This window comes from Lichenicola cladoniae (genome assembly GCF_013201075.1).
Classification (GTDB): domain Bacteria; phylum Pseudomonadota; class Alphaproteobacteria; order Acetobacterales; family Acetobacteraceae; genus Lichenicola; species Lichenicola cladoniae.
The window spans coordinates 4,613,590-4,636,909 of the sequence record NZ_CP053708.1 but is presented as its reverse complement, the minus strand read 5'-3'; the positions used below and the strand labels follow the sequence as shown (position 1 = coordinate 4,636,909).

Genomic DNA, 23,320 nt, shown 5'->3' with positions numbered 1-23,320 from the left:
CATGACCGACACGATTCCGCCCGGCGATGACGACCATGATGACGACGTCGTCGTGCAGGCGCCCGACGCTTCCGAGGTAGAGGCTCCCGGCCGCGGCGAGCGCATCGCCAAGTGGCTGGCGCGGGCCGGTGTCGCCAGCCGTCGCGATGCCGAGAAGCTGCTGACCGAGGGCAAGGTCAGGATGAACAACCGGGTCATCACCCATCCGGCGACCTTCGTGCAGCCGGGCGACATGGTGCAGGTGTCCGGCAAGGTGATCGACCAGCCGGACCGCACCCGGCTGTGGCGCTACCACAAGCCGGACGGGCTGGTGACGACGCACAAGGACCCCGAGGGTCGTCCGACCGTGTTCGCCGCCCTGCCGCCGGGGCTGCCGCGCGTGGTGTCGGTCGGCCGGCTCGACCTCAACAGCGAGGGGCTGCTGCTGCTGACCAACGACGGCGCACTGGCCCGCCAGCTCGAACTGCCCTCGAACGGCTGGATCCGCCGCTACCGGGTGCGCGTGTTCGGCCAGGTGGACGAGCGCCAGCTGGCCGCCCTGGCCGACGGTCCGGTGGTGGAAGGCGTCCAGTACGGCCCGATCGAGGCGGGGCTGGACAGCCAGAAGGGCGATAATGCGTGGCTGACGATCGCGCTGCGCGAGGGCCGCAACCGCGAGATCCGCCGCGTGATGATCAGCCTGGGCTTCCATGTGAGCCGGCTGATCCGGACCTCCTACGGCCCGTTCCAGCTCAGTACGCTGGCCAAGTCTGAGCTCGAGGAAGTCACCGGCAAGGTCCTGCGCGAACAGATCCCGAAGATCTGAGAGGCCGCCCATGCGCATCGTTGCCGGCAGCCTGCGCGGTCGCAGCCTTTCCATGCCGGAGGGAGACGCGACGCGCCCGACCGCGGACCGCGTGCGGCAGGCGCTGTTCGACATGCTGCGCCACGCCGAGTGGGCCGAGGATGCGTTGGACGGCCCGGTGCTCGACGCGTTCGCCGGAACCGGGGCGTTCGGCCTGGAAGCGCTGTCGCGCGGCGCCACCCGCGCCACCTTCATCGAGCGGGACCGGTTCGCGCTGGCCTGCGTGCGCGCCAACGTCGCCACCTGCGGCGTGGAGGCCCAGTGCCTTGTGGTGCCGGGCGACGCGACCCGCCCGTCCGCCGCGCGCGACGGCTGGGGCGCCGCCGGGCTGGTGTTCCTGGACCCGCCCTATGGCGGCAACCTGGTCGCACCCTCCCTGGCGGCTCTGACGGCGAAAGGCTGGATCGGGCCGGAAGCGCTGATCGTTGCCGAGGTCGGCGCCGACGAGCCCGCGCCGACCGGCATCGAGATGCTGGCGGAGCGGCGGCATGGCGCCGCGCGGCTCTGCATCTGGCGTGCCGGCTGATCCTGCCGCCATGCGCTACCCGGTCACGCCGGACGGGCGATACTTCGTCGTGCGCGGCCGGTTGTGGCGCTGCACCAACCCCGGCCTCGACGACGATACCCGGGCCAGCCTCACCCACGAACTCATGTCCGCACGCCGCGCCAAGCAGACCGCGATGCGCCAGGATGACAAGGCAGCGCGGGAAACGGCCCGGGCGCGTGTGGATGCCGCAAAGCAAGCGCTGGGCGAACGTGGTCCCGTGTGGTGGACCGACGGCGCGCCCGACTATAACCGGCACATGGCCCGCAACACCCCGTACGCCGGGTGGTTCTCCGACCAGGCGTGAACGTGGATACCGTCGGCTACCAGACGGTGTAGCCGCCATCCGCATACACGATGCTGCCGGTCATCAGGCTTGCGGCATCCGATGCCAGGAAGTGGACCACCGAGGCGATCTCGTCTGGTTGTCCCACCCGGTTCATTGGAGTGTGCGCCAGCCATTGATCATAGAGCGCCGGCTTGGCCATTCCGAAACGCGTCAGTGGCGTTTCGATGTACGTCGGTGCGACGGCGTTCACGCGAACGCCGCGCATCGCCCACTCCGCGGCCAGCGACCGGGTGAGTTGATGAACCCCGGCTTTCGAGGCGTTGTAGGCCGCCTGTTCCTGCGGCCTGACGACGATGGATCCTGCCATCGACCCGATATTGATGATCGAGCCCCGTTGCTGCTGAAGCATGCTGCGGCCGAATTCGCGGCAGCAGCGAAAAACGCCGCCCAGGTTGATGTCGATATGCCGGTTCCAGACCTCGTCATCGAGGTCTTCCGCCTTGATCTCGGAGACGACGATCCCGGCGTTGCAGACGAGGATATCGACCTTGCCCAGCCTTGCGAGCACAGCCTGAGCGGCCTCTTTGACGCTTGTCGTTCTGGTGACGTCCAGCGCGACGACGCTTGCCTGACCGCCGGCTTCCTTGACAGCCTGCGCCCCGGCTTCGGCCTGGGTCATGTCGAGATCGGCGATGACGACATGCGCACCCGCTTCGGCCAGGGCGTGTACGCAGGCGAGCCCGATACCGCCGGCTCCACCTGTGACCACCGCGACCCGGCCATCGAGACGCAATTTCCGCATGTACATTGTCGTCGACTTTCCCGAAGACCAAAGCTGCCGGTTCAGCTCAGGGTAATACCGCCGCACACGTTGAGGGACTGGCCGGTGACAAAGGCCGACGCATCGGAAGCCAGGAAGCAGGCTGGCCCCACGACATCCTCGGGCTGGCCCAGGCGACGCAACGCCGTGATGCCGACCCATTTATCGATGCTGGCCTGCTCGGACAGGTTGGTGCGGCCCATGTCGGTGACGATGATGCCGGGGCAGACGCAGTTCGCGGTAATGCCGAACTGTCCGACTTCCTGCGCGAGCACCCGGGTGAAACCCATGACCGCCGCCTTGCTGGCCGAGTAATGCGCCTGCTCCGGCGCACCATGCTTGCCGCCGATCGAGGCGATGTTGACGATACGCCCGTAACCACGTTCGCGCATGTGCGGCAACACAGCCTGAACGACCAGGAATGTGCCCTTCGCGTTGATGTCCATCACCGCATCCCATTCCTGCTCGAGGAGGTTTTCCACCAGGTTCGGGATCAGGATGCCGGCATTGTTGACGACGACGTCGATCCGCCCGGCCTGCGCAAGTCCGGTTGCAACCATCGCCCGCACCTGGTCGCGATTCCCGACATCGGCGAATAACGGGATGGCACGCCGTCCGATCCGGGCGATCTCGCCCGCGACGGCTTCGAGTTCGTCCCGCTGCCGTTCGATATCGTTCAGCACGATGTCGAACCCGTCGCCGGCGAGCCCGAGCGCGATCGCCCGGCCGATACCGCGACTGGCGCCGGTTACGAGGGCAGTGCGACCGTTTGCCGGTTTTGCCATGTCTGGTCCTCCTTCAGAAGAAACGTATTTCGCCGCGAAGCACGGCGAGGCTGACGGCGGCGATCATCACCACGCCTCGCACCTCGTTCTGCAGGTAGAACGGCGCGCCCAGGAGATTGAGCCCGTTATCGAGCATGCCGATAATGACGACGCCGACCAGCGTGCCCTGCACCGTGGCACGGCCCGGCTTGAACGCGGTCATGCCGAGGAATACCGCGGTCAGGCTGTCCATCAGATACGGTTCGCCCGCGCCGGGCTGACCGGTTCCGAGCCGGGCGGTGAGCATGATGCCGCCCATCGCCGCACCGAGTGCCGACAAGGTCAGCGCCAGCATCCGGCACCGGTTGACGTTGATCCCCGAAAGCCGGGCTGCCTGCAGGTTGGATCCGGTGGCGACCAGGGCCCGCCCGAGACGGGTCTTGTTGATCAGGACGTAGAAGGCGGTCACCACCACGAAGGCGATGATGATCGGCACCGGTATGACGCCGAACACTCGCCCGGTCGCGATCACATAGAACGGCTTCGGGAACTGCGTGTAGATCGAGTCTCCGCCGTCATAGGCGTAGTTCAGGCCGAGTGCGATCGGTCCCATCGCCAGCGTGGCGATCAGCGAGGGAATACGCAGCCTGGTGACCAGGACTCCGCTGAGTGCGCCAAGCAGAACGCCCGCCAGCACCGCCAGGACGATGGCAAGCGGGATCGGAAGCTTGGACCATGCCATCAACCCGGCGACCAGCACGCCCGACAATCCGGCGATCTGACCGACGGACAGATCGAACTCGCCGCTCGCCACGGCGACGGTGACACCTGACGAGATCACCATCAGCACCGAGATCTGCACCAGGATATTGCTGATGTTGGCGGCCGAGGTGAACTGGCTGCTGGAAAGCGCGAACACCACGAAAATGAGCACAGCCGCAGCAACCGTACCGTAGCGGGCTGCCAGCGCGCCGGTATCGATAGGGCGACGGGTGGGCGCCGACGTAGTGACGGACATCAGTTCACCTCGAGCAGGAGCCGGTCTTCGGAAAGTTCGGTGCGCGGGACGCAGACGGCGGTCCGGCTATGTGTGATGCAGTAGACCCGGTCGCAGAGCGTGATGAGCTCCGAGAATTCGGCCGAGGCGATCAGGATCGCGGCCCCCTGCCGCGCAAGGTCGCTGATCAGGGCATACAACTCGGCCTTGCTGCCGACATCGACGCCCTCGGTAGGATTGTCCAGCAGCAGTACCGGTGGCGTGGCGCCGCTACCGATCCGCGCAAGCCAGCGACCGAAAATCACTTTCTGCTGGTTGCCGCCGGAAAGTTGCAGGACCTCCTGGTGCGGACCACTGCATTTGACGCGCAGGCGCTCGATGATGGTCCGGACGCTTGCCATCGCAGTCCGGCCCTGGACGAAACCATGGCGGCTGATCTGCGCGAGCGAGCCGGCAAGTATGTTCTCCTCGACCGACAGGCCGCGAAAGATCGCCTTGCGCAGCCTGTCGTCGGCAACGAGGTAGATGCCGTGATCGACCGCGTCCGCGACGTTGCGCGGCAGGCGGCCAAGATCGGCAAGCCGTACCTGTCCCGGATCGACCGGACGGGCGGCGCCGGCAAGACATTCCAGCAGTTCGGTCTGCCCCGCGCCGAGCACCCCCGCGACACCGACCACTTCGCCCCGGCGCACCGTGAGGTCCGGAACCCCCAGCCGGCCGATGCGCAGGCCCCTGATCGAGATGACGTCGTCGTCGCTTTTGCCGATGACGGCATGACTGGTCCAGTCCGTTTCCTCGATCGTCCGCCCGACCATGAGACGCACCACGGCCGGCAGGGTCGTGTCGGCGAGATCGCCGTCATGGACCTTTCGCCCGTCCTTGAGCACCACCACGCGATCGCACTGCGCGAACACCTCGTTCATGTGATGCGAGATGAACAGGATGCCGATACCCCGTTGCTTGAGGTCGGCCAGGAACGCGAACAGGCGCTGCGTTTCGGCCAGGGTCAGCGACGCGGTGGGTTCGTCCAGGATCAGGATGCGCGGCGTGGTGGCCAGGGCCTTGAGAATGTCGAGGATCTTGAGCTCGCCGAGGCTCAACGTGTCGCACTCGCACGACAGGTCGATCCGCACATCGAACCGATCCGCCAATTCCTGCGCCGCGGCGGTGAGCGCACGCCTGTCGATCAGGCCCCCGTGCAACGGCTCACGGCCAAGCATGATGTTCTCGGCGCCGGTCAACTGGCGAATGATCGCGACCTGCTGGTGCGCGACCGCGATGCCGGCGGCGAGCGCGTCGGCGACGGTGCGGAGATGGACGGTGCGTCCGCCGACCTCCAGCGTCCCCGCGTCCGGCATCACCGCGCCGCAGATGATCTTCACCAGCGTCGACTTGCCGGCGCCGTTGGCTCCAACCAGGGCGAGCATTTCGCCCGCCCGAAGATCGAGGTCGACGCCGGTCAGCGCCGCGGTTCCGGCAAAGCTCTTGCCGGCGCCACGAACCCGGAGCAGCGGCGCGCCTGCCGCGATCCGCGCTGTCGCAGTATCCAGCCCGCCGGGATCGGACAGGCTGGACGATGCGGCGGTGCTGCCCGGCATGGCGGTCAGGCTTTCATTCCGGCGAGGGCCCGATCGCGATAGATGTAGTACAGGTCGGTCGCTTCGTATGTCGGCTTGCCGGCCGGCGGAACGTTGATGCCGTTGACGAGCAGCGGCGCCGGGAACTCGACGGTCGGCACCGGCACCACCTCCTTGGCCGGGCGGCCCTTGCCGACGATCTCGTTGATCAGCCAGCCGGTATAGGCGCCCCACACCTCGAAGGCCTGGGCCGTGGTCGCCTTCAGCGGGTAGCTCAGGTCCCGCATCCGGTCGACCGCGGTCGACTGTCCATCGGCAGAGACGACGAACACCTTGTCCTGCATGTTGCGGGACTTGATGACCTCCGCTGCCGCCATCCCGGGTTCGTCCCAAGGGCACCAGATCGCGTCGAGATCGTTGCCATAACGGGCGAGCCAGTCATTCACCACGTTCTGCGTGGTCTCGTAGAAGGCCGAATACTGGATGACCCGATCGGCCTTGAGGGTGATCCACTCGTTTTCGGTGAGCACCGCCCGCATCACCTTGCCGCGCTTGCGTGTCCCGTGATGGAAGTTGGCGACCACTGCGCAGATGTTGGCTGTCTGCTTGCCGTCGCCGAGCAGCCGGTCGACCATGTATTGCGTGTATTGGCCGCCCATCACCCAGTTGTTGCTGGTGATGTCGGCGATCGCCGGCGACTGCCAGCCGCTATCGAGGCTGAAGAACGGTATTTTCGACTTGGCGAGATCATCGAGCGCGCTGTGTGCCGCGGTCAGCGTGCCATACATCACCAGGATCGCATCGGATTTCGCGGTGATCGCATTCTCGATCTGGCTGACAAGCGCGCCTGGATCGCCCTTGGCATCGCTCATGTTGACCTCCCAGCTCTTGTCGAGCCCGGTAGTCTTCAGCCACTGCTGGAACCCGGCCCAGCTGCGCTGATCCGATTGCGCGGACATCTGTTGCGCCACCACTGCGAGCTTTACCGGCCTGGTGTTTGTCTGCGCGTGGGCTTCGGTGCTGCCGAACGCGAACTGTGCCAGTTGCGCTCCACCGACGGCGGCGGCACCGAGTCCCATGCCGCGCAACAGGCTGCGACGGGTCGGCTGGATAATGCGTGAGTCGTTGCTCATCGTTTTTTACCTCCCTGGTTTCTAGTGGTCGGGCACGTCAGAACAAGGCCGCAACCTCCGCCGGCTGATCCCAGTGCGGGACATGTCCGGCATCCTGGATCAGGTGGATGGCGCACCGGCTTCCGGCCTGGCTGACCTGGGTCCATGGAATGATGCGGTCCTGCACGCCCCAGACGATCCGGACCGGCATCGTCAGCGCGCGCAGGTCGGCGGTGATGTCGATCTGCTGGCCGCCCTCGTCCACCAGCGTGTCCGCAAGACCGGTCAGCCGTCCGCGGCCGAGTTCGCCTGCGAGTGCGTCGAGTTGTGCAGCGGTCAGGAGAGCCGGCCGAACCACCAGACGACGCAGCAGATGCTGGAGCGCCCCGCTCGAACGCACCCGGACGATGTTCCGGATGAAGTCGACGTCGATCGCCCGGTCCAGGCCGGCCGGGGCCAGCAGCGTGAGGCGGCGCACCTGGGCGGAGGCGGATCGTGCCGCCCGCGCCGCGATCGCGCCGCCGAGCGAGTGCCCGACCAGTTCCACCGGTTCGCCGCCGAGCGTCTTCAGGAAGTCCGCGACGGTGTCCGCAGCGTGATCGACGGAGATTGCGTCGAGACTGGTCGTGCCGTGCCCGGGTAGATCGATCGCCGTCACGCTCCGGCCTGCGCGCATCAGCATCGAGGCGAGCGCGGACCAGCTCTGGACGTCCGCCGCGAGCCCGTGCAGCAGCACGATGCGTGGACCGGTTGCGTTCGCTGCTGCCCAGTCACGCCGATCGAGACGTCCGCCCGAGACGTCAAGGCTCGAGATCCGGGCTGCCGGCGTCTCCGCGCCGGGCGCCTGCGCAAGCCACCGCCGCACGTCCGCAGCCTCGATCCGGCCGCGCCGGCCGGTGCCGATCAGACCGTCGAGTGCGACGTTGCCGTCCCGGGCCACGCGCCGGGCCAGCGGGGTTGCACGAGTGCCTCCGGACGAGACGCCCTTGCCGGGCGCTTCCGGCGCGACCGTCGCTTGGACCGGAACCGGGTCGCGAATCGGTTCCGGCCTGGAGTCCGGGACAGAGGTTGCGGCGCGGCCGTCTTCATAGCGGCAGAGCACGGCCCCGACATCGGCATCCTGCCCGGCCTCGACGACGATCTCAAACAGCACTCCATCCGCAAGGGCCGGCATCTCGACGACGGTCTTGTCGCTCTCGATCTCGACCAGCGTCTCGCCGCGCTTGAACGACTCGCCCGGCTGCTTCAGCCATGCGCTGACGCGGCCGGTCTCCATGGTTTCTCCCAGACGAGGGAGGGTCAGTTCGGCGATCACCGGCGCAGCATCCGCAACAGGGTCTGCACGATCAGGTCCGGGGTCGGGATGCTGGCCGCCTCGAGCGCGGGCGAAACCGGGATCGGAATATCCTCACCGGCGATCCGGATCACCGGGTCCTCGAGATAATCGAAGCACTCTTCGGATATGCGTGCGGCCAGCTCGGCGGCGACGCCCGCCGTCAGCGGCCCCTCGCTCACCACCATCGCACGCCCGGTGCGCTCCACGGAGGCGATCACCGTCTCCATATCCAGCGGGTTGAGCGTACGCAGATCGATCACCTCGATCGAGACGCCCTGCTTTTCCAGGATCTCCGCCGCCGCAAGTGCCGAATGCACCATGCGGGAATAGGTCACCAGCGTCGCCTGCGTGCCCGCCCGGCGAACGATGGCCTTGCCCCACGGGGCTGCCGGCGTGTCCAGGTCGGCCATTTCCTTCCGCGTGTAGAGCGACTTGTGCTCGATGAACACAACAGGATCGGGCAGGGTCAGGCTGTGGCGCAGCAGGTGGTAGGCATCCTCCGCGGTCGCCGGCATGGCGAGGCGCAGGCCCGGCGTATGCATGATCCAACCTTCGAGGCTCTGCGAATGCTGTGCGCCGGCGGACCGGCCGGTGCCACCCTGGGTGCGCAGGACCATGGGCACGCCGATCTGGCCGCCGAACATGTAGCGGATCTTCGCGGCCTGGTTTGCAAGCTGATCCATTACCAGGCCGAGGAAATCGACATACATCAGCTCGGCGACCGGCCGCAGCCCGGTCATCGCGGCACCCACCGCGACACCGACGATGGCCGGCTCGCTGATCGGGGTGTCGATCAGGCGCGTCGCCCCGAACTCGCCGATCAGATCCTTGGTGACGCCGTATGCGCCGCCATACGCGCCGACTTCCTCGCCGATGACGACGATGGTCTCGTCCTCGCGCATGGAATCCTGCAACGCCTTTCGCAGCGCGTCGCGGTAGGTGATCTCGATGGTCGCCATGGTTCGGTGTCCGATCAGGCCGCGAGGATACGGTCGAGGCGCTTGGCAAGCGGTTCGGGCTCGGCTTCGCCGGGACCATAGACATCGCGGAACATGCTGGCTGCGGCGGGAGCTTCCGCTGCCGCGGTGAAATCGATCGTCGCGTCCATTTCGAGCGCGATCTCGGCATCGAGCACGTCGAGCGTGGCGCTATCGCTCTGCCCGCTCGACAGCAACGTGCTGCGGGCGCGGATAACCGGATCCCGCGCGCGGCCGATGCTTTCCTCATCCGCCGTCCGGTACGGCGACTTGTCCATCCGGCCGTGACCGAAGAAGCGGAAGCAGGACACCGCCATGAATCCCGGCCTGCCGGCACGGGCGCCGTCGGCGAGAGTTCGTGCGGTCTGCGTCACCGCCTCGACATCTTCCCCGTCGACCATTGCCGCAGCCAGGCCGAACGCCTCGGCACGCCGGTCGAACTCGATCGAGCGGGTGGCCCGGTCGATGCGCGTGCCCATGCCATATTGGTTGTTGATGCAGACGAACAGCACCGGCAGGTCCCAGAGTGCCGCCATGTTCATGCTCTCGTAGAGGACGCCCTGCTGCATCGCGCCGTCGCCGAAGAATGCCACCGCGATCGCGTCGCTTTTCAGGTTCTTGTAGCTGAGGCCTGCACCGACGACGTGGGGAATACCGCCGCCGACGATCGCATTTGCGCCGAGATGACCGAGCGCCATGTCGGCGATATGCATCGACCCGCCTTTGCCGCGGCAATAGCCGGAATCCTTGCCGCCGATCTCAGCCATCATCCGGCCCGGATCGGCGCCACGCGCCAGAAAAATTCCATGCCCGCGATGATGTGTGGTGAAGCTGTCCTGCGGCTGCATCGCCGCCGCAACGCCGGCCGCGGCCCCTTCCTCGCCGATAGAGAGATGCAGCATGGAACCGGCGGAAAGGCCTCGCGCGTACAACTCGGCGACCCGCTCCTCGAAGGTCCGGATGCGCCGCATCGTGCGATACAGGTCCGGCAGCATCGTGTTCGGTAGCGTCATGCAGGAACAACCTCTCGGAGCGGCTTCAGGGCAGGATAGAGCTCGACGTAGCGCTGGTAGATCGACTGGTAGCGGTCGACGTTCTCGGCGATCGGCTCGATACGCCGGCCGGTGCGGACCATCGCGGCGATGCCGTCGTCGATGCTGGCGAAATGTCCCGAGCCGTGGGCTGCCAGCACCGCGGCCCCCAGCGACGGCGCTTCGGCCACTTCGGGGACGACCACCGGCAGGCCCGACGTGTCGGCGTGGATCTGCAGCCACAACGGCGAGCGTGTCGCGCCGCCACCGGCGGTGATTTCGGCGGCGCCGCAACCGGCCTCGGCCATGCGGTCCAGGATGGCGCGGGTACCGAAACCGATCCCTTCCAGCGTGGCCCGGAACAGATGCGCACCGGTATGGTGCAGGGATAATCCGGTGATCGCGCCGCGCGCCAGTGGATCGGTGTACGGAGTCCGGTTTCCCTGGAAATGGTCGAGCACCAGCAGGCCATCGGCTCCCGGCTCCAGCCGGCCGGCCTCGAGGTTGAGCGCGTCGAGATCGAAACCGTCGCCCATGAGCCGGCGCAACCAGGCGACGATCGATCCCGTCGATGTCTGGCCACCCTCCAGGATCGTCCGGCCGGGATACACCGCGTTGCTGTAGGTTCCCCACAGTCCAGCGACGCTGGTGGTCCGGTCGCCGACCGCGAACTGCAGATGCGACGAACCGGTGATCAGCGCGAGCTGGCCGGGGCGCGCAACGGCCAACCCGATCATGCCGATCAGCGCATCGGCGCCGCCCTGCAACACCAGCACGGTCTCCGCGAGTCCAAGATGATCGGCTGCGCGGGCTGTCAGCGTGCCGATCGCAGCCCCGGGCGGCAGCACTTCTGCAGGCCATTTTTTCCGAAGTTCCGACAGGTTCAGCGTGTCGAGCAGGCTGTCGGGCCAGCCACCTGCATCGTCACGGTAATGCCAGCGTATGGAGGCATTGTTCAGGCTCGCCGTCCGCCGCCCTGTCAGGCGCCAGTTCATGAAATCCTGGTACTCGCAGATCGTATGCGCAGCCTCGAAGATCTCCGGTTCATGCCGTGCCAGCCACAAGGCCTTGGGGATCATCCACTCGGCTGAAACCGGACCCTGGCCGGCTCCGTTCAGGACCAGTGCCGGATCCCCGGTCGCTAGAACGGCATCGGCCTCCTTGCCTGCCCGCACGTCCATCCAGAGGATCGCCGGGCGCAACGGACGCACTGCCTCGTCGAGGGCAACGACGGTGCAGCAGGTCGTAGTGGCACAGATGGCGGCGACATCGTGGATTCCGACACCGGCTTCCTCCACGACGCGCCGTACCGCGATGCCTAGAGCCGACCACCATGATTCCGGGTCCTGCTCGGCACGGGCGCCTGCGGAAAACTGCGTTGGATACGCGGACGAGGCAGAGGCGATCCGGCGGCCGGCCAGATCGAACACCGTCGCACGCACGCTCTCCGTCCCGCCATCGATGCCGATTACGTAGACCATCACCCGGACCCATCCACGTCGTACCATCTGCACATATGATGCACTGGACGACATTTGCTCTTGAGCCGACAATCGTCGTTAGGCGCGACAGAAGTCAATGGGTATTATCGCCCGATGAGCAGGACCCCGATGATGACCTTGAACCTGGGCCATGAACCCGACGCGGACATCATGGTCAGGGCAGCCTGGCTCTATCATGTCGGCGGCATGACCCAGGAGGAGGTCGCCCGGCGTCTCGGCGTGCATCGCACGCGCGTCGTCAGGTTGTTGAGCGATGCGCGCGAGAAGGGCCTGGTCAGCGTGACCATCAACCACGAGACGATCCGCGACCTGGAAGTCGAGGATACCTTGACCAGCCGCTACGGGCTGGATTTCTGCATCGCGACGCCCCGGATGGGTTTCGAGCTGGCGACCGACGAGCCGAACCTCGCCGCCGCCCAGGACATGATCTCACGACGTGCGGTCGGTGCCGCTGCCGCCAACTTCCTCAAGGGCAAGCTGACCGGTCGCGGCGCCGTCACCGTCGGCGTAAGTTGGGGACGCACGCTGGAACAGATGGCGTTGCACCTGTCGGGCGTGCAGAACTCGCGCGCGTGCTTCGTGTCGCTCATGGGGTCGCTGACCCGCAACTCGGCCTCCAACCCGTTCGAGGTGGTACAGGCGCTGGCTGCCCGGACCGGCGGGGAGGCGCATTTCCTGCCGGTGCCGTTCATCGCCGATACGGAAGCCGACCGGGCGGTTTTCATGTCCCAGCGCACCGTGGCTGAAGCCTTGGCCCTGGCACGATCCGCCGATGTCTACATGATCAGCGTCGGCGAGCTGAGCGACACCGCGTTCCTGCGAAAACACGGCATGCTTTCGGCCTCCGAACTTCGAAGTGTGCGGGCCAAAGGTGCGGTCGCGGACTCTCTGGGTCGCCTGTTCAACAGGAATGGGGCGGAGGTCGATCACGAGCTGACCCGCCGCACCCTCGCGGTCGACTTTACCGAGCTGCGGGGTCGCGACGTTGTCCTTGCCGCCGCCGGCCTGCAGAAAATGGCGGCAGTCCATTCCCTGCTGCGGACCGGAGTGGTCCGGGGGCTGATCATCGATGGGGACACCGCATATGCCGTTGCATCCGGAGCTCGAAACCAATGACGATCGAAGGATGAACGTGATGAGCAACACGACCCGAGCCATTGTTCTTGCGGGCGGAACCGGCGATCTCGGTGGACGGATCGCGCGGTCGCTCGTGGACCGGGGGGGGCAGGTCCGCGCGCTCGTCCATTCCGGAACGTCAGGCGACAAGCGTGACCGGCTGTCGAAGCTCGGCGTGACGGTGATCGAGGTTGATTTCGATCATCCGAACGAATTGATCGATGCCTGCCGGGGCGCCACCTGCGTCGTGTCGGCGCTCAACGGCTTGCGCCCGATCATCATCGGGATGCAGGGGCGTATCCTGCAGGCTGCCGTCGCCAGCGGGGTGCCACGCTTCATTCCGTCGGACTTCTCGCTCGACTATACCCGGACCCGGCCGGGCGATAACCGGAACATGGACCTGCGGCGCGAGTTCATGGCGCAGGTCGACAGTGCGCCGATCAGGGCGACCTCCATCCTGAACGGAGCTTTCGCCGATATGCTGGCCGGGCAGGCGCCGATCGTTCTTCGTGGAGTCAGGAAGGTTCTCTATTGGGGAGACGCCGACCAGCCGATGGATTTCACGACCAAGGACGACGTGGCCCGATATACGGCGGCGGCGGCGCTGGATCCGGAAGCGCCGCGCTACCTGCGCATAGCCGGTGAGGTGGTCACCCCCCGATCGCTCGCGGACACCATGACCCAGATGACCGGGAAGCGCTTCGGACTGCTCCGCGCCGGCGGGATCGGTCGTCTCAGCATGGTCATTCGGGTCGTTCGCAAGCTGGCCCCGCAGCGTGACGCAGTCTTTTCGGTCTGGCAGGGCATGCAGTATCTACGTGACATGGCGAGCGGCCGCGGCAAGCTGCAACAGCTCGACAATGATCGTTACGGGGTGGTGCCCTGGACCTCCGCGCGCGATGTGCTCGACCAGGCCGGACGAAGCTAAATTCTTCGGCCCCGTCCCATAGCGAGTTCGAAATCTTGGTTAAGGAGCATGCCGGAGATCGGGTTCGTCGGGGTCATTTACGCTGACGGGTGAACAAGAAAACCAGGCCCAGCAGGATGACGCCGAATATGATCTGCCGCAGGCCTTCCGATATGTTCAGGCTTACCAGCATCGCTTGCAGCAGGATGACCGAAAGGCTGCCGCTGATGGTGCCGGCGTAGCCTCCGCTTCCGCCCGATAACCGGGTGCCTCCGATAACGACGGCTGCCACCGGTGGCAGCAGGTAGCTGTCACCCATGCCGAGATAGGCCTGCGAGGCGTAGCCGCTGATCATCAGCCCGACGAACGCGGCGCAAAGCCCGCTGATGACATACACGACAACGTAGGTTCGGCCCGTGGGAACGCCGGACATCAGCGCAGCCAGCTCGTTGCTTCCGACCGCATAGACATGGCGGCCGAACGGCAGGGCCCGTAGCGCCAGGATCACCGCGACTGCGCAGGCCGCCCAGACCAGGCTGGCAACAGGAAACCCGCCCCAATTATCCAGCGCCAGCGTGCGTGCGACCGGCGGCACGCTTGGCGCGGAGGCCGTGGCGTTGGTGTAGACGAGGGTCAGACCCTGCAGGATGAGGTTTACGCTCAGCGTCCAGATCAGCGAGTGGACACGCAGAAGGTAGATGCCGAAGGCATTGACCAAGCCTACGCTCACGCCCACCGCAATGACCACAGCGAACGGTACCCACGCCGATGGGTGTGCGGCGTAGACGTCGGCGGACAATATACCCGAGAGGGTGATGGTCCATGGAATCGAAAGATCGATGTGACCGATCAGGATCGCCAGCGTTTCGCCGATCGCGACGATGCCGATCAGCGCAGCCTGCACCAGCTGCAGCCGAATGGTGCCCCAGGTCAGGAATGCAGGATTGATCGCCACGCTCAGTGCGAACACGACCGCAAGGATGACCCAGGATAGGTTGCTGCCCGGTCTCCTCGTCAGCCTGTCCTTCAACCGCGTTGGCATCTTGATGGGATGCGCCGCGTCGCTCATGACCGGCCCTTCCCGAGCAGCTTGGTCCAGTCGTCGATGCGAAGGCGCTGCACTCCCGCGGCAGCCAGCACGAGGACCAGCAGGCAGCCCTCGATCAGGTCCTGCCAGAAAGCAGGTACGCCCAACACGCTGAGCAGGTTCAGGATGAGGGACAGCACGATGCCACCGAGAATGGCGCCGACTACGCTGCCGCGCCCACCGGTCAATGCCACCCCACCCAGCACGGCGGCCGCAAGAGAATTCAGGGTGTAGCTGGCGCCGATGCTGGCATCGCCCGAGGTTGTTTCCGCCGTCAGGAAAAGCGCCGCGACCGCGGCGAACAGACCTGAAATCACGTAGGTCGCAAGACGCACTGGCCGAACCGGGAGACCGGAGGCATAGGCGCTGTCGCTGTTATCGCCGACGGCGACGATGAACCGGCCAAGCCGGGAGCGGAAGATCGGCATCCAGACCAGTAGCAGCATGGCCGCGAGCACGATCGCCGCGTAGGGAAGCACGCCCAGGTTACCGGTGAGCAGGGTCGCGAAGTCGTCGGAGACATGGCCGCCCGGCTGAGGACGAATGGTCAGCGCCAGTCCGCCATAGACGAACAGGGTGCAGAAGGTCGAGATCAGCGGCTCCAGCCGACCATAGGCAATGAGCAGCCCATTCACCGCGCCGGCCAGCATTCCAAGCAGCAGCGAGCCGAGCACGACGAGTGCCACGCTCAGGATGCTGTCTCCCATCAGCGTGGCGGCAAAGCAGTTCACCAGGCTCACGATCGCGCCGATCGACAGGTCCAGTCCGCCGCCGAGCAGCACGCAGGTCTGGCCCGCTGCCACCAGCACCAGTGCCAAGGAAGCGTTGGCCAGGCTGGAGATTCCAAAACTCGAAAGGGCGAGGGGCTGCTCGTAGAAATAAACGACGAGAAGAAGAAAAAGTCCGATACCGCAGAACGCGGCGCCTCCGAAATGCCGGATCGCCTGCTTGAAACGCGAAGGTGGGCCGATCTTTGAAAATGGCGTGGGTGAACCGGTCATGCTGCGTGCGCCGCCTCATGGAAAGAGAGGCCAAGAATATTCTCCTCGGTGATCTCCGCTCCAACCAGGCTTCCGCTGACGTGGCCACCGCGAAACACGAGCACGCGCGAGCAAAGGATCGCAAACTCGTTCATGTCGGTCGAGTAGATCAGAATCGAGCGTCCCTCGGCTGCAAGACTATGAATGGTTTCGTAGAGAATCTCCCGGGCGCCGGCATCGACCCCACGGGTCGGGTCGCAGAAAAGATAGACATCCGCACCATGCGCAAGCCACTTGGCGGCGACCACCTTCTGCTGGTTGCCGCCGCTGAGACTGCCGAGTGGCACCGCCGGCGAGGCGCACTTGATACGCAAACGCTCCACCAGCCCTGCCACGAGGGACCGTTCTCGCCCCGGGCTGATGACGCCGAGGCTGCGGAGCCGGTCGAGAACCGTGATGGAGATGTTCCGGCCGACCCCGAGGCCGACGAAACCGCCCATCGCCTTGCGATCATCCGGGATCAGCGCAAAGGCGGAGGCGATCGCCTGGCGGGGTCGCGTGGCCCGCGCGGGCTTGCCACGAACCTTGACGGATCCGCTCAGGCCACGCCGGAACAGCCCGAACAAGGCGAATAAAGCCTCCTTCTGTCCCTGTCCTTCCAGGCCGGCCAAACCCACGACTTCGCCTGGCCGCACCTCCAGCGACAGGCCCGCAAGTCGGCCCGGCACCGTGAGGTCACGCACGTCCAGCAGAGGCGGCTGCAGGTCAGGCGATGCAGGGGCCTTGAGCCGCTGAAGATGGCGCGGCGTATCTCCGAGCATCAGCTCCAGCGCCTTCGCCGGGTTGAACGTGGCCCGGCTCATCTCCCCGACCTTGCGGCCGTTGCGCAGCACGGTCACCTGGTCGGCAATCGACGTGATCTCGTCCATTCGGTGGGAAATGAACACGATGGCGCAGCCGCGTCCGCGAAGCTTGCGCACCACGCCAAGCAAGTGCTCGACATCGCTTCGTCCGAGTGCCGAGGTGGGTTCATCCAGGATCAGCACCAGCGGATCGAACAACATCGCCTTGGCAATTTCGACCAGTTGCTGCTGCGCAAGAGAAAGATCGGAGACCATTGCTGTCGGCGCGATGTCCTGGACATCGAGCTGTTCCAGCAGGGCACGTGCGGTATCGATCGACGCGGCTTCCCGGATCCAGCCTATGCGGTCGCGCGTCTCGCGCCCGATCAGCACGTTCTGCGCGACGGTCAGGCCCGGGAACAAGGAAAGCTCCTGATGCACCGTGGCGATCCGTGCGCGGTAGGCAGCCTGCGGGGAGCCGAGACGGATTGGCTCGCGGTTGAGCTCCAGGGTTCCCTCGTCCGGCTGGATGATACCGGCGAGGATCTTTACCAGCGTGCTCTTGCCGGCACCGTTCGCGCCCAGCAAGGCGTGCACCTCACCGGGCACGAGCTTCAGCGAGACATCCTGCAACGCGGTGATGCCGCCATAGCGCTTGGTCAACCCGGCGGCGTGCAGGCCGGTTGCGTCCAGAACGGCCCCCATCCCGGTTTCCCCTATTTGACGACGGCGCCGACCGGGATCGCTATGCCGCACTTGGCTATGTTGATGTCGGTCACGAAACTTCCCGGCAGGTCCGGGAAGTAGTCGGCAGCAGGCTTCATCTGGTCGGTCGTCACCGGTGCAAGCGGGATGCTGGCCGACTGCGGCAGGGATTTCCCGGAGAGCGAGGCGATCGCCGCCAGCACGCCGGCCGAGGCCAGGCTTGGCGACTGACCGATGACCAGCGCTGGAACATGATGCTCCGCGGCCAGCCGCATGAAGCCATTGTCGGATTCGCCGGTCATCGGCACGACCGGCATGTTGAGTTGAAGGAAGGCCTGCAACGCGCCGGTAGCACCCTCGGTACCCCAGACGCCACCAATATCATGGTTCGTCGAGAGCGCATCCGCCGTCACCTTCTGGTTGGTGCCGACATCCCAGTTGCCGTAGACGTTGATGATTTTCAGGTTCGGGTGCTGCCGGAACACCGACATGGCGCCGTCGGCCTGGTCGTTGTCCACCGTCGTGCCGGCGAGGCCATGCACCATCAGGATCGATTTGCCGTCGGCGACTTTGCCGACCAGGAACTCGGCCCACTGGCGGCCCATCTCGCGCTGGTCCTCGTTGACATTGATCGACTTCGTGGTGGTGACGACGTTGTCGAACGAAACCACGACGATGCCCCGCTTGGCTGCCTGGTTCAGAACACTATCCAGACCGGACGAGGATGCCGCGTTCACGACGATCGCGTCGTAGCCCGACAGGATCATCTCGCGGATCTGCGCGATCTGCTGGGCGACGTCATTGCCTGCGTTGTAGATCTTGAACTCCTTGACGTGGGACGCGACGTCGGGCTGCTTCACATACGCCGATACCGAGTTCAGCATCTCGGTGCGCCAGTTATTGCCGTAGAGCGAGTTGCTGAAGGCGATCCGGAATGGCCCGGTCTTCGATTTCGGCGCGATTGCAATGGTCGAAGGGGACGCCTTCACGAAGCACTGCGCCAGCGTCTCGTCCGACAGGATGTCCGCGGCGCGAGCGGCGCTTCCAAACGCCAGCAGGCAACCGGTCAGCATGAGCAGAGACTTCTTCACGGCATTCATCCTTTGGCTTCTCGTTGTCGGCAGGAATTCGGTGGGGAGTTTGTAATCCGGTCGTGTTCAGGAACACCGCATGGAGAGGACTACTCGCGGTGATGAAGAGCCGGTTGTCCCACGGATTGCCGAAGCTATGGCTACTACCGGCTCCGGCACGATCTTGCCGATCGACTGGTCTCCAGGCGTGGACCAATCCATACCGCCAGCGGTCACGTCGACGGCCGGAACATGGTGAGGTTTATCAAAATCATCGGCGCAGACACGTGTCTCGCCGCTATCCAATTCGCCGCGATGGACACGGTTCGATGGGCAGCGGAACAGGTTGACCTGCTCGGTCTCGGGATGTCGCTGGCCAGCAGGTCGCGATCGTCGGCCGACCGCGCGTCCGTAGAGAGACGCTCGAGCCGAGAGGGCGCGATGATGAGGTCGCTGAAGCGAGGCCCGCTGATCTCGAAATACGCCATGTTCCTCCCGGACGGTGCCGCGTCATCTCGCGCGGCGACTTCATTCAAGGTCCTTTATTTTGCGCATATCGCGCAGGAAGTCCATGATTTGCGTGAAACACGCGGCGATAAATTCCGGGGTCGATCGGCCGGACCTTGGCAACGCAATTCCAATCCGGATGCCCTCGTCGCGGCCGGGGGCGAGTTGTGCCCCACTGGCGGCGGAGACCTTGGCGCAGCGGTTTCCCGGGTCCCTGCGGGCTCCGCTCGAACGGGCCGGACGTCACTGAGCCTGGCGCCGTTGCGGAGTTGGCTCCACGGGCCGCAGCACCAATCTCTTGTGGATGCTCGATGTGCTGGCGTGGCTTTTCCTGGTGTTTTTCCTGTTCTACCTGCTTCCCATCGGCGTTGCGTTCGCGCTCTACCGGTCGCGGGCAACCGATGTTGGCTGGCAGACGGCCGATCGGTCCAGCATCGGGCACCTTCCGCCGGCAAGGGACCCGGAGGCGGTCGTCCGCGTCTTTTCGGCACCCACCGTACGCTGGAAAGGCATCTTCGCGACCCATTGCTGGATCGTGTTCAAGCAGGCGGGCGCCACCCGCTACATGCGCTATGACTACACCGCGTGGGGATCGCCGATCCGCCTGAACGGTTTCGAGCCGGACGGACGTTGGTTCGGGAGCGCGCCGGAGATCGTTTTCGCGGCCGACGGGGCGGCAGCGGACGCCCTGATCCCCAGGATGCAGGAGGCGATTCGGGCATATGCATTTGCAAAAGCCGGCGATTATCGCGCTTGGCCCGGTCCCAACTCGAACACCTTCGTCACCGCCATCATGGATGCGGCGCCTGAAATCCGCATGACATTGCCGCCCACGGCGGTCGGCAAGGACTATCCCTATGACGGGCGCTGGTTGCGGCGGACGCCGTCGCGTCTTGGTTTGCGGATCACCTACCGCGGCTATGTCGGACTAACGGTTGGTTGGGTCGAAGGCCTCGAGCTCAACCTGTTCGGGGCGGTTGCGGGCTTCGACATCAGGCGTCCCGCCTTGAAGCTGCCGGGACTTGGTCGCCTCGGGCTCCGAAAGCCGGTCTGGAAAATGGTCTTCCCGCACCGGCTGAGGCCAGCCGAATGAGCCCGACGCCTCTGCCGATAAATCCTCAGTGCGTGAGACGAATATCGTCACGTTCGACCTCAGCATTTCGAAGCAAGGGCACGAGACCGACTGGTTTCGACACCTCTGCGCTTCTTCCGACAACATGTTCCAGGCTATGCTTCATGCTGTTTGCGAAGAAAGGCCAGAGCACCGCTCATGCAACTTGCCCTACCCAGCCGGTTCATCCCTGAGCGGTTCGCGTCGCCGCAGCTCCAGGCCTCGATCCGGCGTCGGCTGGCCGAACTCGGCGGCGTGGCACTCGCCGCGATCGCCATCGCCATGCTGGTGGCGCTCGTCAGCTACAATCCGCGCGATCCGTCGCCGGATACCGCGACCATGGTCCAGCCGAGCAACCTGGCCGGGCCGGTTGGCGCCGCGTTCGCCGACCTGATGCTGCAGTATTTCGGCGTCGCCGGGCTGTTGCCGGTGCTGGCGCTGCTGGCGTGGGCCTGGCGGATCGCGTCACGCGGCGGTCTCGGCAGCCTGACCCTGCGGCTCGTGGCGCTGGTCTTCGTATTGCCGGTTTCGGCCTCCGTGCTCGCGGGGGCGCCGATGCTGCTGCCGCACACGGCAGCGGCCGGCCCTTTGTTGAAGCTGACCGTGCCGATGACGGGTTTGGTGCATGCCGGATGGCCCGGTGCGGCCGGCTTCGGCGGCGCTGTCGGGACCTCGCTCGGCCAGGCCGCGATCGATGCCGGACGCGGCGCCTTGGGCGCCTTCGGCGGGGTGCTGGTTTGGCTGCTGACCCTGGCGCTGGCGATCCTGCTGATCCCTTTGTGCCTCGGCCTGTCGGCGCGGGAATGGCGCGCCGTCGGTCGCAGCGCGCATCGCACGGTCCGCTATCCGATCGCCCGCGCCCGCCGGCAGGACCGGGAGGATACCCCGCGCCGGTCGTTGCTGAGCCGGTTCAGCCGGCGTCCGGCCGGACCCGCGGCGCGTGCATTCACCGACGAGGATGATTTCGACCACGTGATGCCCGGCGAGTCGCCGTTCGCGGCAGATGCGATGCGCGCCAATGGACGGACGGCCGGCGATGGAAGGGGCTTCGCCGATTCGGCAATGGGTGGTTCGGGAGCCCTGGTCGCGCAGGACGCAGCCGCACGTCCGCGCGTCGATCGCAAGGAGCCCAGCCTGCTCGGGCGTCGCGCGGACAAGCCGGCGGCGCGTCCCAAGCTTGGGTCGAGCGGCTGGGTGCTGCCACCGGGTGCCGCCGAGGAGCCCGATGACATGCCGGTGCTGCCGATGCGGTCGCGCTCGGCGATCAAGGCCACGCGGTCGCCGCTGCCGGAATCTCCGCCGATCCGACTTGGCGCGCCCATCGATGATTCGAGGCTCAACCGCGCGTCCGAGCAGCCAACTGCCCGGGCCGACGAGCCGGTACCTGCCGCGGTTCCGAAAACCGGCGGAATGCTGTCGATCGCACGGCTGCTCGGCACCCGCGAGCCGGCGCCGCAACGTCCGGCCGGACCAGTCCAGTCGAGGTCGGGCCCGACCGGTCCGGGTCTGTTCGGGTCGACCCCGCCATCCGGGTCCGGATCGGGCAATGGCAGCGCTCCGGCCCAGTCGGCGCGCAAGCCAGCCTACCCGGACGATGCACAGTGGCGGCTCCCGCCATTGTCGCTGCTGAAGCCGGCACCGCCACGCGAATCGACCGGCCCATCCGCCGAGAGCATGCACGCCAATGCCCGCCTGCTCGAAACCGTGCTCTCCGACTATGGCGTGCAGGGCGCGATCGGCGACATCCATGCGGGACCTGTGGTCACGTTGTACGAGCTCGAGCCGGCACCGGGCATCCGGTCGGCGCGGGTGATCGGGCTTGCCGACGACATCGCACGCTCGCTGTCGGTGACCGCGGTGCGTATCGCCACGGTGCCCGGCCGCAACGTGATCGGCATCGAGGTGCCGAACGCCAAGCGCGAGACGGTATATTTCTCGGAGCTGCTCGACAGCGATGCCTGGGTGGAAAATCCGGCCCGCCTCTGCCTTGCCCTCGGCAAGGATATCTCCGGCGCCCCGGTCTATGCCGACTTGGCGCGCATGCCGCACCTGCTGATCGCCGGCACTACCGGTTCCGGCAAGTCGGTGGGCATCAACTCGATGATCCTGTCGCTGCTCTACCGGTTGTCGCCGGAAGAGTGCCGGCTGATCATGATCGACCCGAAGATGCTGGAGCTGTCGATCTATGACGGCATCCCGCATCTGATGGCGCCGGTGGTGACCGATCCGGCCAAGGCGGTAATGGCGCTGAAATGGACCGTGCGCGAGATGGAGCGCCGCTATCGTGGCATGAGCCAGCTCGGCGTGCGCAACATCGCCGGCTACAACGAGCGTACCGCCGCCGCCCGCGCCAGCGGCGAGACCATGACCCGCAAGGTGCAGACCGGGTTCGACCCCGAGACCGGCCGCCCGATCTTCGAGGAGCAGAATCTCTCGCTGGAGAACCTACCCTACATCGTCGTGGTGATCGACGAGATGGCGGACCTGATGATGGTCGCCGGCAAGGAGATCGAAACCACGGTGCAGCGCCTGGCGCAGATGGCGCGTGCCGCCGGCATCCACGTCATCATGGCGACTCAGCGGCCATCGGTGGACGTCATTACCGGCACGATCAAGGCCAACTTCCCGACCCGCATCTCGTTCCAGGTGATCAGCAAGTTCGACAGCCGCACCATCCTCGGCGAGGGCGGTTCCGAGCAGCTGCTCGGCCAGGGCGACATGCTCTACATGGCCGGCGGCGGCCGGATCACCCGCGTGCACGGACCGTTCGTCGGCGACCTCGAGGTCGAGGACGTGGTGCGCCACCTGCGCGCGCAAGGCGAGCCGGTCTATGTCGACGAGGTGACGTCTCTGTTCGAGGATGATGGCGGTTCGGGCTCGTCGGGCGGCTCCGGCGGCGGTTCCGGCAACGGGCTCGGTGGCGGCGGTTTCGACGGCGATACCGCCCTGTTCGACCAGGCGGTGGCGCTGGTGGCGCGCGAGGGCAAGGCCTCGACCAGCTTCATCCAGCGGCATTTGTCGATCGGCTACAACCGCGCAGCCAAGCTGATCGAGCAGATGGAGAAGGACGGCATCGTCAGCAGCGCCAACCATGTCGGCAAGCGCGAGGTGCTGGTGCGTCGCGCCGCCCCCGAGGAGGATTAAGGCGAGGGATGGGACGCTTGGCCAATTATGATCACGGCTGAGCCGGCCATCCGCTTGG

At 66.0% G+C, this 23,320-nt stretch carries 20 protein-coding genes; 7 read left to right on the top strand and 13 right to left on the bottom strand.

Annotated elements, in window-relative coordinates:
• The first annotated feature begins 1 nt into the window (after position 1).
• From HN018_RS21005 to HN018_RS20995, 3 genes are read left to right on the top strand one after another with little or no spacing between them, the layout of a single operon-like run.
• On the top strand, positions 2-805 hold the full coding sequence (locus HN018_RS21005; RefSeq protein ID WP_171836982.1) for a pseudouridine synthase: 804 nt from the start codon (positions 2-4) through the stop codon (positions 803-805).
• A gap of 10 nt (positions 806-815) precedes the next feature.
• Entirely contained in the window at positions 816-1,370 is a 555-nt protein-coding gene (gene rsmD, locus HN018_RS21000; protein ID WP_171836983.1) for a 16S rRNA (guanine(966)-N(2))-methyltransferase RsmD, read from the top strand.
• On the top strand, positions 1,333-1,695 hold the full coding sequence (locus HN018_RS20995; RefSeq protein WP_239478878.1) for a hypothetical protein: 363 nt from the start codon (positions 1,333-1,335) through the stop codon (positions 1,693-1,695). Before rsmD ends, HN018_RS20995 begins: the two co-directional genes overlap by 38 nt.
• A 16-nt stretch (positions 1,696-1,711) precedes the next feature.
• Here the strand turns inward: HN018_RS20995 and HN018_RS20990 are convergent, their stop codons facing one another.
• From HN018_RS20990 to HN018_RS20950, 9 genes are read right to left on the bottom strand one after another with little or no spacing between them, the layout of a single operon-like run.
• On the bottom strand, positions 1,712-2,485 hold the full coding sequence (locus HN018_RS20990; RefSeq protein WP_171836985.1) for an SDR family NAD(P)-dependent oxidoreductase: 774 nt from the start codon (positions 2,483-2,485) through the stop codon (positions 1,712-1,714).
• A gap of 35 nt (positions 2,486-2,520) precedes the next feature.
• Positions 2,521-3,282 carry an SDR family NAD(P)-dependent oxidoreductase gene (locus HN018_RS20985; protein ID WP_171836986.1) on the bottom strand — a complete coding sequence of 254 codons (762 nt, stop codon included), beginning with the start codon at positions 3,280-3,282 and terminating at the stop codon, positions 2,521-2,523.
• 13 nt (positions 3,283-3,295) lie between these two features.
• Positions 3,296-4,279: an ABC transporter permease gene (locus HN018_RS20980; protein ID WP_171836987.1), complete on the bottom strand. Its 984-nt coding sequence runs from the start codon at positions 4,277-4,279 to the stop codon at positions 3,296-3,298.
• On the bottom strand, positions 4,279-5,856 hold the full coding sequence (locus HN018_RS20975; protein ID WP_171836988.1) for a sugar ABC transporter ATP-binding protein: 1,578 nt from the start codon (positions 5,854-5,856) through the stop codon (positions 4,279-4,281). Before HN018_RS20975 ends, HN018_RS20980 begins: the two co-directional genes overlap by 1 nt.
• A gap of 5 nt (positions 5,857-5,861) precedes the next feature.
• On the bottom strand, positions 5,862-6,968 hold the full coding sequence (locus tag HN018_RS20970) for a sugar ABC transporter substrate-binding protein (RefSeq protein WP_171836989.1): 1,107 nt from the start codon (positions 6,966-6,968) through the stop codon (positions 5,862-5,864).
• A 37-nt stretch (positions 6,969-7,005) separates the two neighbouring features.
• Complete coding sequence (locus tag HN018_RS20965) at positions 7,006-8,262, bottom strand: acetoin dehydrogenase dihydrolipoyllysine-residue acetyltransferase subunit (RefSeq protein ID WP_171836990.1); 1,257 nt, start codon at positions 8,260-8,262, stop codon at positions 7,006-7,008.
• The gene (locus HN018_RS20960) at positions 8,259-9,242 is read right to left on the bottom strand and encodes an alpha-ketoacid dehydrogenase subunit beta (RefSeq protein WP_171836991.1); all 984 of its coding nucleotides are present in this window, start codon (positions 9,240-9,242) and stop codon (positions 8,259-8,261) included. The genes HN018_RS20965 and HN018_RS20960 overlap by 4 nt, the downstream gene beginning before the upstream one ends.
• Positions 9,243-9,256: 14 nt before the next feature.
• A complete protein-coding gene (locus tag HN018_RS20955) occupies positions 9,257-10,273 on the bottom strand; it encodes a thiamine pyrophosphate-dependent dehydrogenase E1 component subunit alpha (RefSeq protein ID WP_171836992.1) in 1,017 nt (338 codons plus the stop codon).
• Complete coding sequence (locus tag HN018_RS20950; RefSeq protein ID WP_171837069.1) at positions 10,270-11,772, bottom strand: FGGY-family carbohydrate kinase; 1,503 nt, start codon at positions 11,770-11,772, stop codon at positions 10,270-10,272. Before HN018_RS20950 ends, HN018_RS20955 begins: the two co-directional genes overlap by 4 nt.
• A gap of 129 nt (positions 11,773-11,901) precedes the next feature.
• Between HN018_RS20950 and HN018_RS20945 the strand changes: the two genes are divergently transcribed.
• Together HN018_RS20945 and HN018_RS20940 are read left to right on the top strand one after the other, a co-directional pair.
• Entirely contained in the window at positions 11,902-12,909 is a 1,008-nt protein-coding gene (locus HN018_RS20945) for a sugar-binding transcriptional regulator (RefSeq protein ID WP_204259600.1), read from the top strand.
• A 19-nt stretch (positions 12,910-12,928) separates the two neighbouring features.
• Positions 12,929-13,837: an aromatic alcohol reductase gene (locus HN018_RS20940; protein ID WP_239478877.1), complete on the top strand. Its 909-nt coding sequence runs from the start codon at positions 12,929-12,931 to the stop codon at positions 13,835-13,837.
• Positions 13,838-13,910: 73 nt separating this feature from the next.
• Here the strand turns inward: HN018_RS20940 and HN018_RS20935 are convergent, their stop codons facing one another.
• From HN018_RS20935 to HN018_RS20920, 4 genes are read right to left on the bottom strand one after another with little or no spacing between them, the layout of a single operon-like run.
• Positions 13,911-14,885, bottom strand: a complete 975-nt coding sequence (locus HN018_RS20935) for an ABC transporter permease (RefSeq protein WP_171836993.1) — start codon at positions 14,883-14,885, stop codon at positions 13,911-13,913.
• Positions 14,882-15,904, bottom strand: coding sequence for an ABC transporter permease (locus HN018_RS20930; RefSeq protein WP_171836994.1), 1,023 nt, complete (start codon positions 15,902-15,904; stop codon positions 14,882-14,884). The genes HN018_RS20935 and HN018_RS20930 overlap by 4 nt, the downstream gene beginning before the upstream one ends.
• The gene (locus HN018_RS20925) at positions 15,901-17,430 is read right to left on the bottom strand and encodes a sugar ABC transporter ATP-binding protein (protein WP_171836995.1); all 1,530 of its coding nucleotides are present in this window, start codon (positions 17,428-17,430) and stop codon (positions 15,901-15,903) included. The genes HN018_RS20930 and HN018_RS20925 overlap by 4 nt, the downstream gene beginning before the upstream one ends.
• An 11-nt stretch (positions 17,431-17,441) precedes the next feature.
• Positions 17,442-18,521 carry a substrate-binding domain-containing protein gene (locus HN018_RS20920; protein WP_239478873.1) on the bottom strand — a complete coding sequence of 360 codons (1,080 nt, stop codon included), beginning with the start codon at positions 18,519-18,521 and terminating at the stop codon, positions 17,442-17,444.
• 790 nt (positions 18,522-19,311) lie between these two features.
• Here HN018_RS20920 and HN018_RS20915 point away from each other — a divergent pair.
• Positions 19,312-20,100 (top strand): DUF3750 domain-containing protein, encoded by a 789-nt coding sequence (locus tag HN018_RS20915; RefSeq protein WP_171837072.1) that lies wholly within the window; start codon positions 19,312-19,314, stop codon positions 20,098-20,100.
• A gap of 177 nt (positions 20,101-20,277) precedes the next feature.
• A complete protein-coding gene (locus HN018_RS20910; RefSeq protein ID WP_171836997.1) occupies positions 20,278-23,262 on the top strand; it encodes a DNA translocase FtsK in 2,985 nt (994 codons plus the stop codon).
• The last annotated feature ends 58 nt before the right edge of the window (positions 23,263-23,320 follow it).

Excerpts from the sequence above, each read along its gene's own strand:
- HN018_RS20985 (WP_171836986.1), bottom strand. The coding sequence starts at position 3,282 with ATGGCAAAACCGGCAAACGGTCGCACTGCCCTCGTAACCGGCGCCAGT.
- HN018_RS20995 (WP_239478878.1), top strand. The coding sequence starts at position 1,333 with ATGGCGCCGCGCGGCTCTGCATCTGGCGTGCCGGCTGATCCTGCCGCC.
- HN018_RS20955 (WP_171836992.1), bottom strand. The coding sequence starts at position 10,273 with ATGACGCTACCGAACACGATGCTGCCGGACCTGTATCGCACGATGCGG.
- HN018_RS20945 (WP_204259600.1), top strand. The coding sequence starts at position 11,902 with ATGATGACCTTGAACCTGGGCCATGAACCCGACGCGGACATCATGGTC.
- HN018_RS20975 (WP_171836988.1), bottom strand. The coding sequence starts at position 5,856 with ATGCCGGGCAGCACCGCCGCATCGTCCAGCCTGTCCGATCCCGGCGGG.
- HN018_RS20925 (WP_171836995.1), bottom strand. The coding sequence starts at position 17,430 with ATGGGGGCCGTTCTGGACGCAACCGGCCTGCACGCCGCCGGGTTGACC.
- HN018_RS20930 (WP_171836994.1), bottom strand. The coding sequence starts at position 15,904 with ATGACCGGTTCACCCACGCCATTTTCAAAGATCGGCCCACCTTCGCGT.
- HN018_RS20910 (WP_171836997.1), top strand. The coding sequence starts at position 20,278 with ATGCAACTTGCCCTACCCAGCCGGTTCATCCCTGAGCGGTTCGCGTCG.
- rsmD (WP_171836983.1), top strand. The coding sequence starts at position 816 with ATGCGCATCGTTGCCGGCAGCCTGCGCGGTCGCAGCCTTTCCATGCCG.
- HN018_RS20980 (WP_171836987.1), bottom strand. The coding sequence starts at position 4,279 with ATGTCCGTCACTACGTCGGCGCCCACCCGTCGCCCTATCGATACCGGC.
- HN018_RS20970 (WP_171836989.1), bottom strand. The coding sequence starts at position 6,968 with ATGAGCAACGACTCACGCATTATCCAGCCGACCCGTCGCAGCCTGTTG.
- HN018_RS20990 (WP_171836985.1), bottom strand. The coding sequence starts at position 2,485 with ATGTACATGCGGAAATTGCGTCTCGATGGCCGGGTCGCGGTGGTCACA.
- HN018_RS20950 (WP_171837069.1), bottom strand. The coding sequence starts at position 11,772 with ATGGTCTACGTAATCGGCATCGATGGCGGGACGGAGAGCGTGCGTGCG.
- HN018_RS20915 (WP_171837072.1), top strand. The coding sequence starts at position 19,312 with ATGCTCGATGTGCTGGCGTGGCTTTTCCTGGTGTTTTTCCTGTTCTAC.
- HN018_RS20960 (WP_171836991.1), bottom strand. The coding sequence starts at position 9,242 with ATGGCGACCATCGAGATCACCTACCGCGACGCGCTGCGAAAGGCGTTG.
- HN018_RS21005 (WP_171836982.1), top strand. The coding sequence starts at position 2 with ATGACCGACACGATTCCGCCCGGCGATGACGACCATGATGACGACGTC.
- HN018_RS20940 (WP_239478877.1), top strand. The coding sequence starts at position 12,929 with ATGAGCAACACGACCCGAGCCATTGTTCTTGCGGGCGGAACCGGCGAT.
- HN018_RS20935 (WP_171836993.1), bottom strand. The coding sequence starts at position 14,885 with ATGAGCGACGCGGCGCATCCCATCAAGATGCCAACGCGGTTGAAGGAC.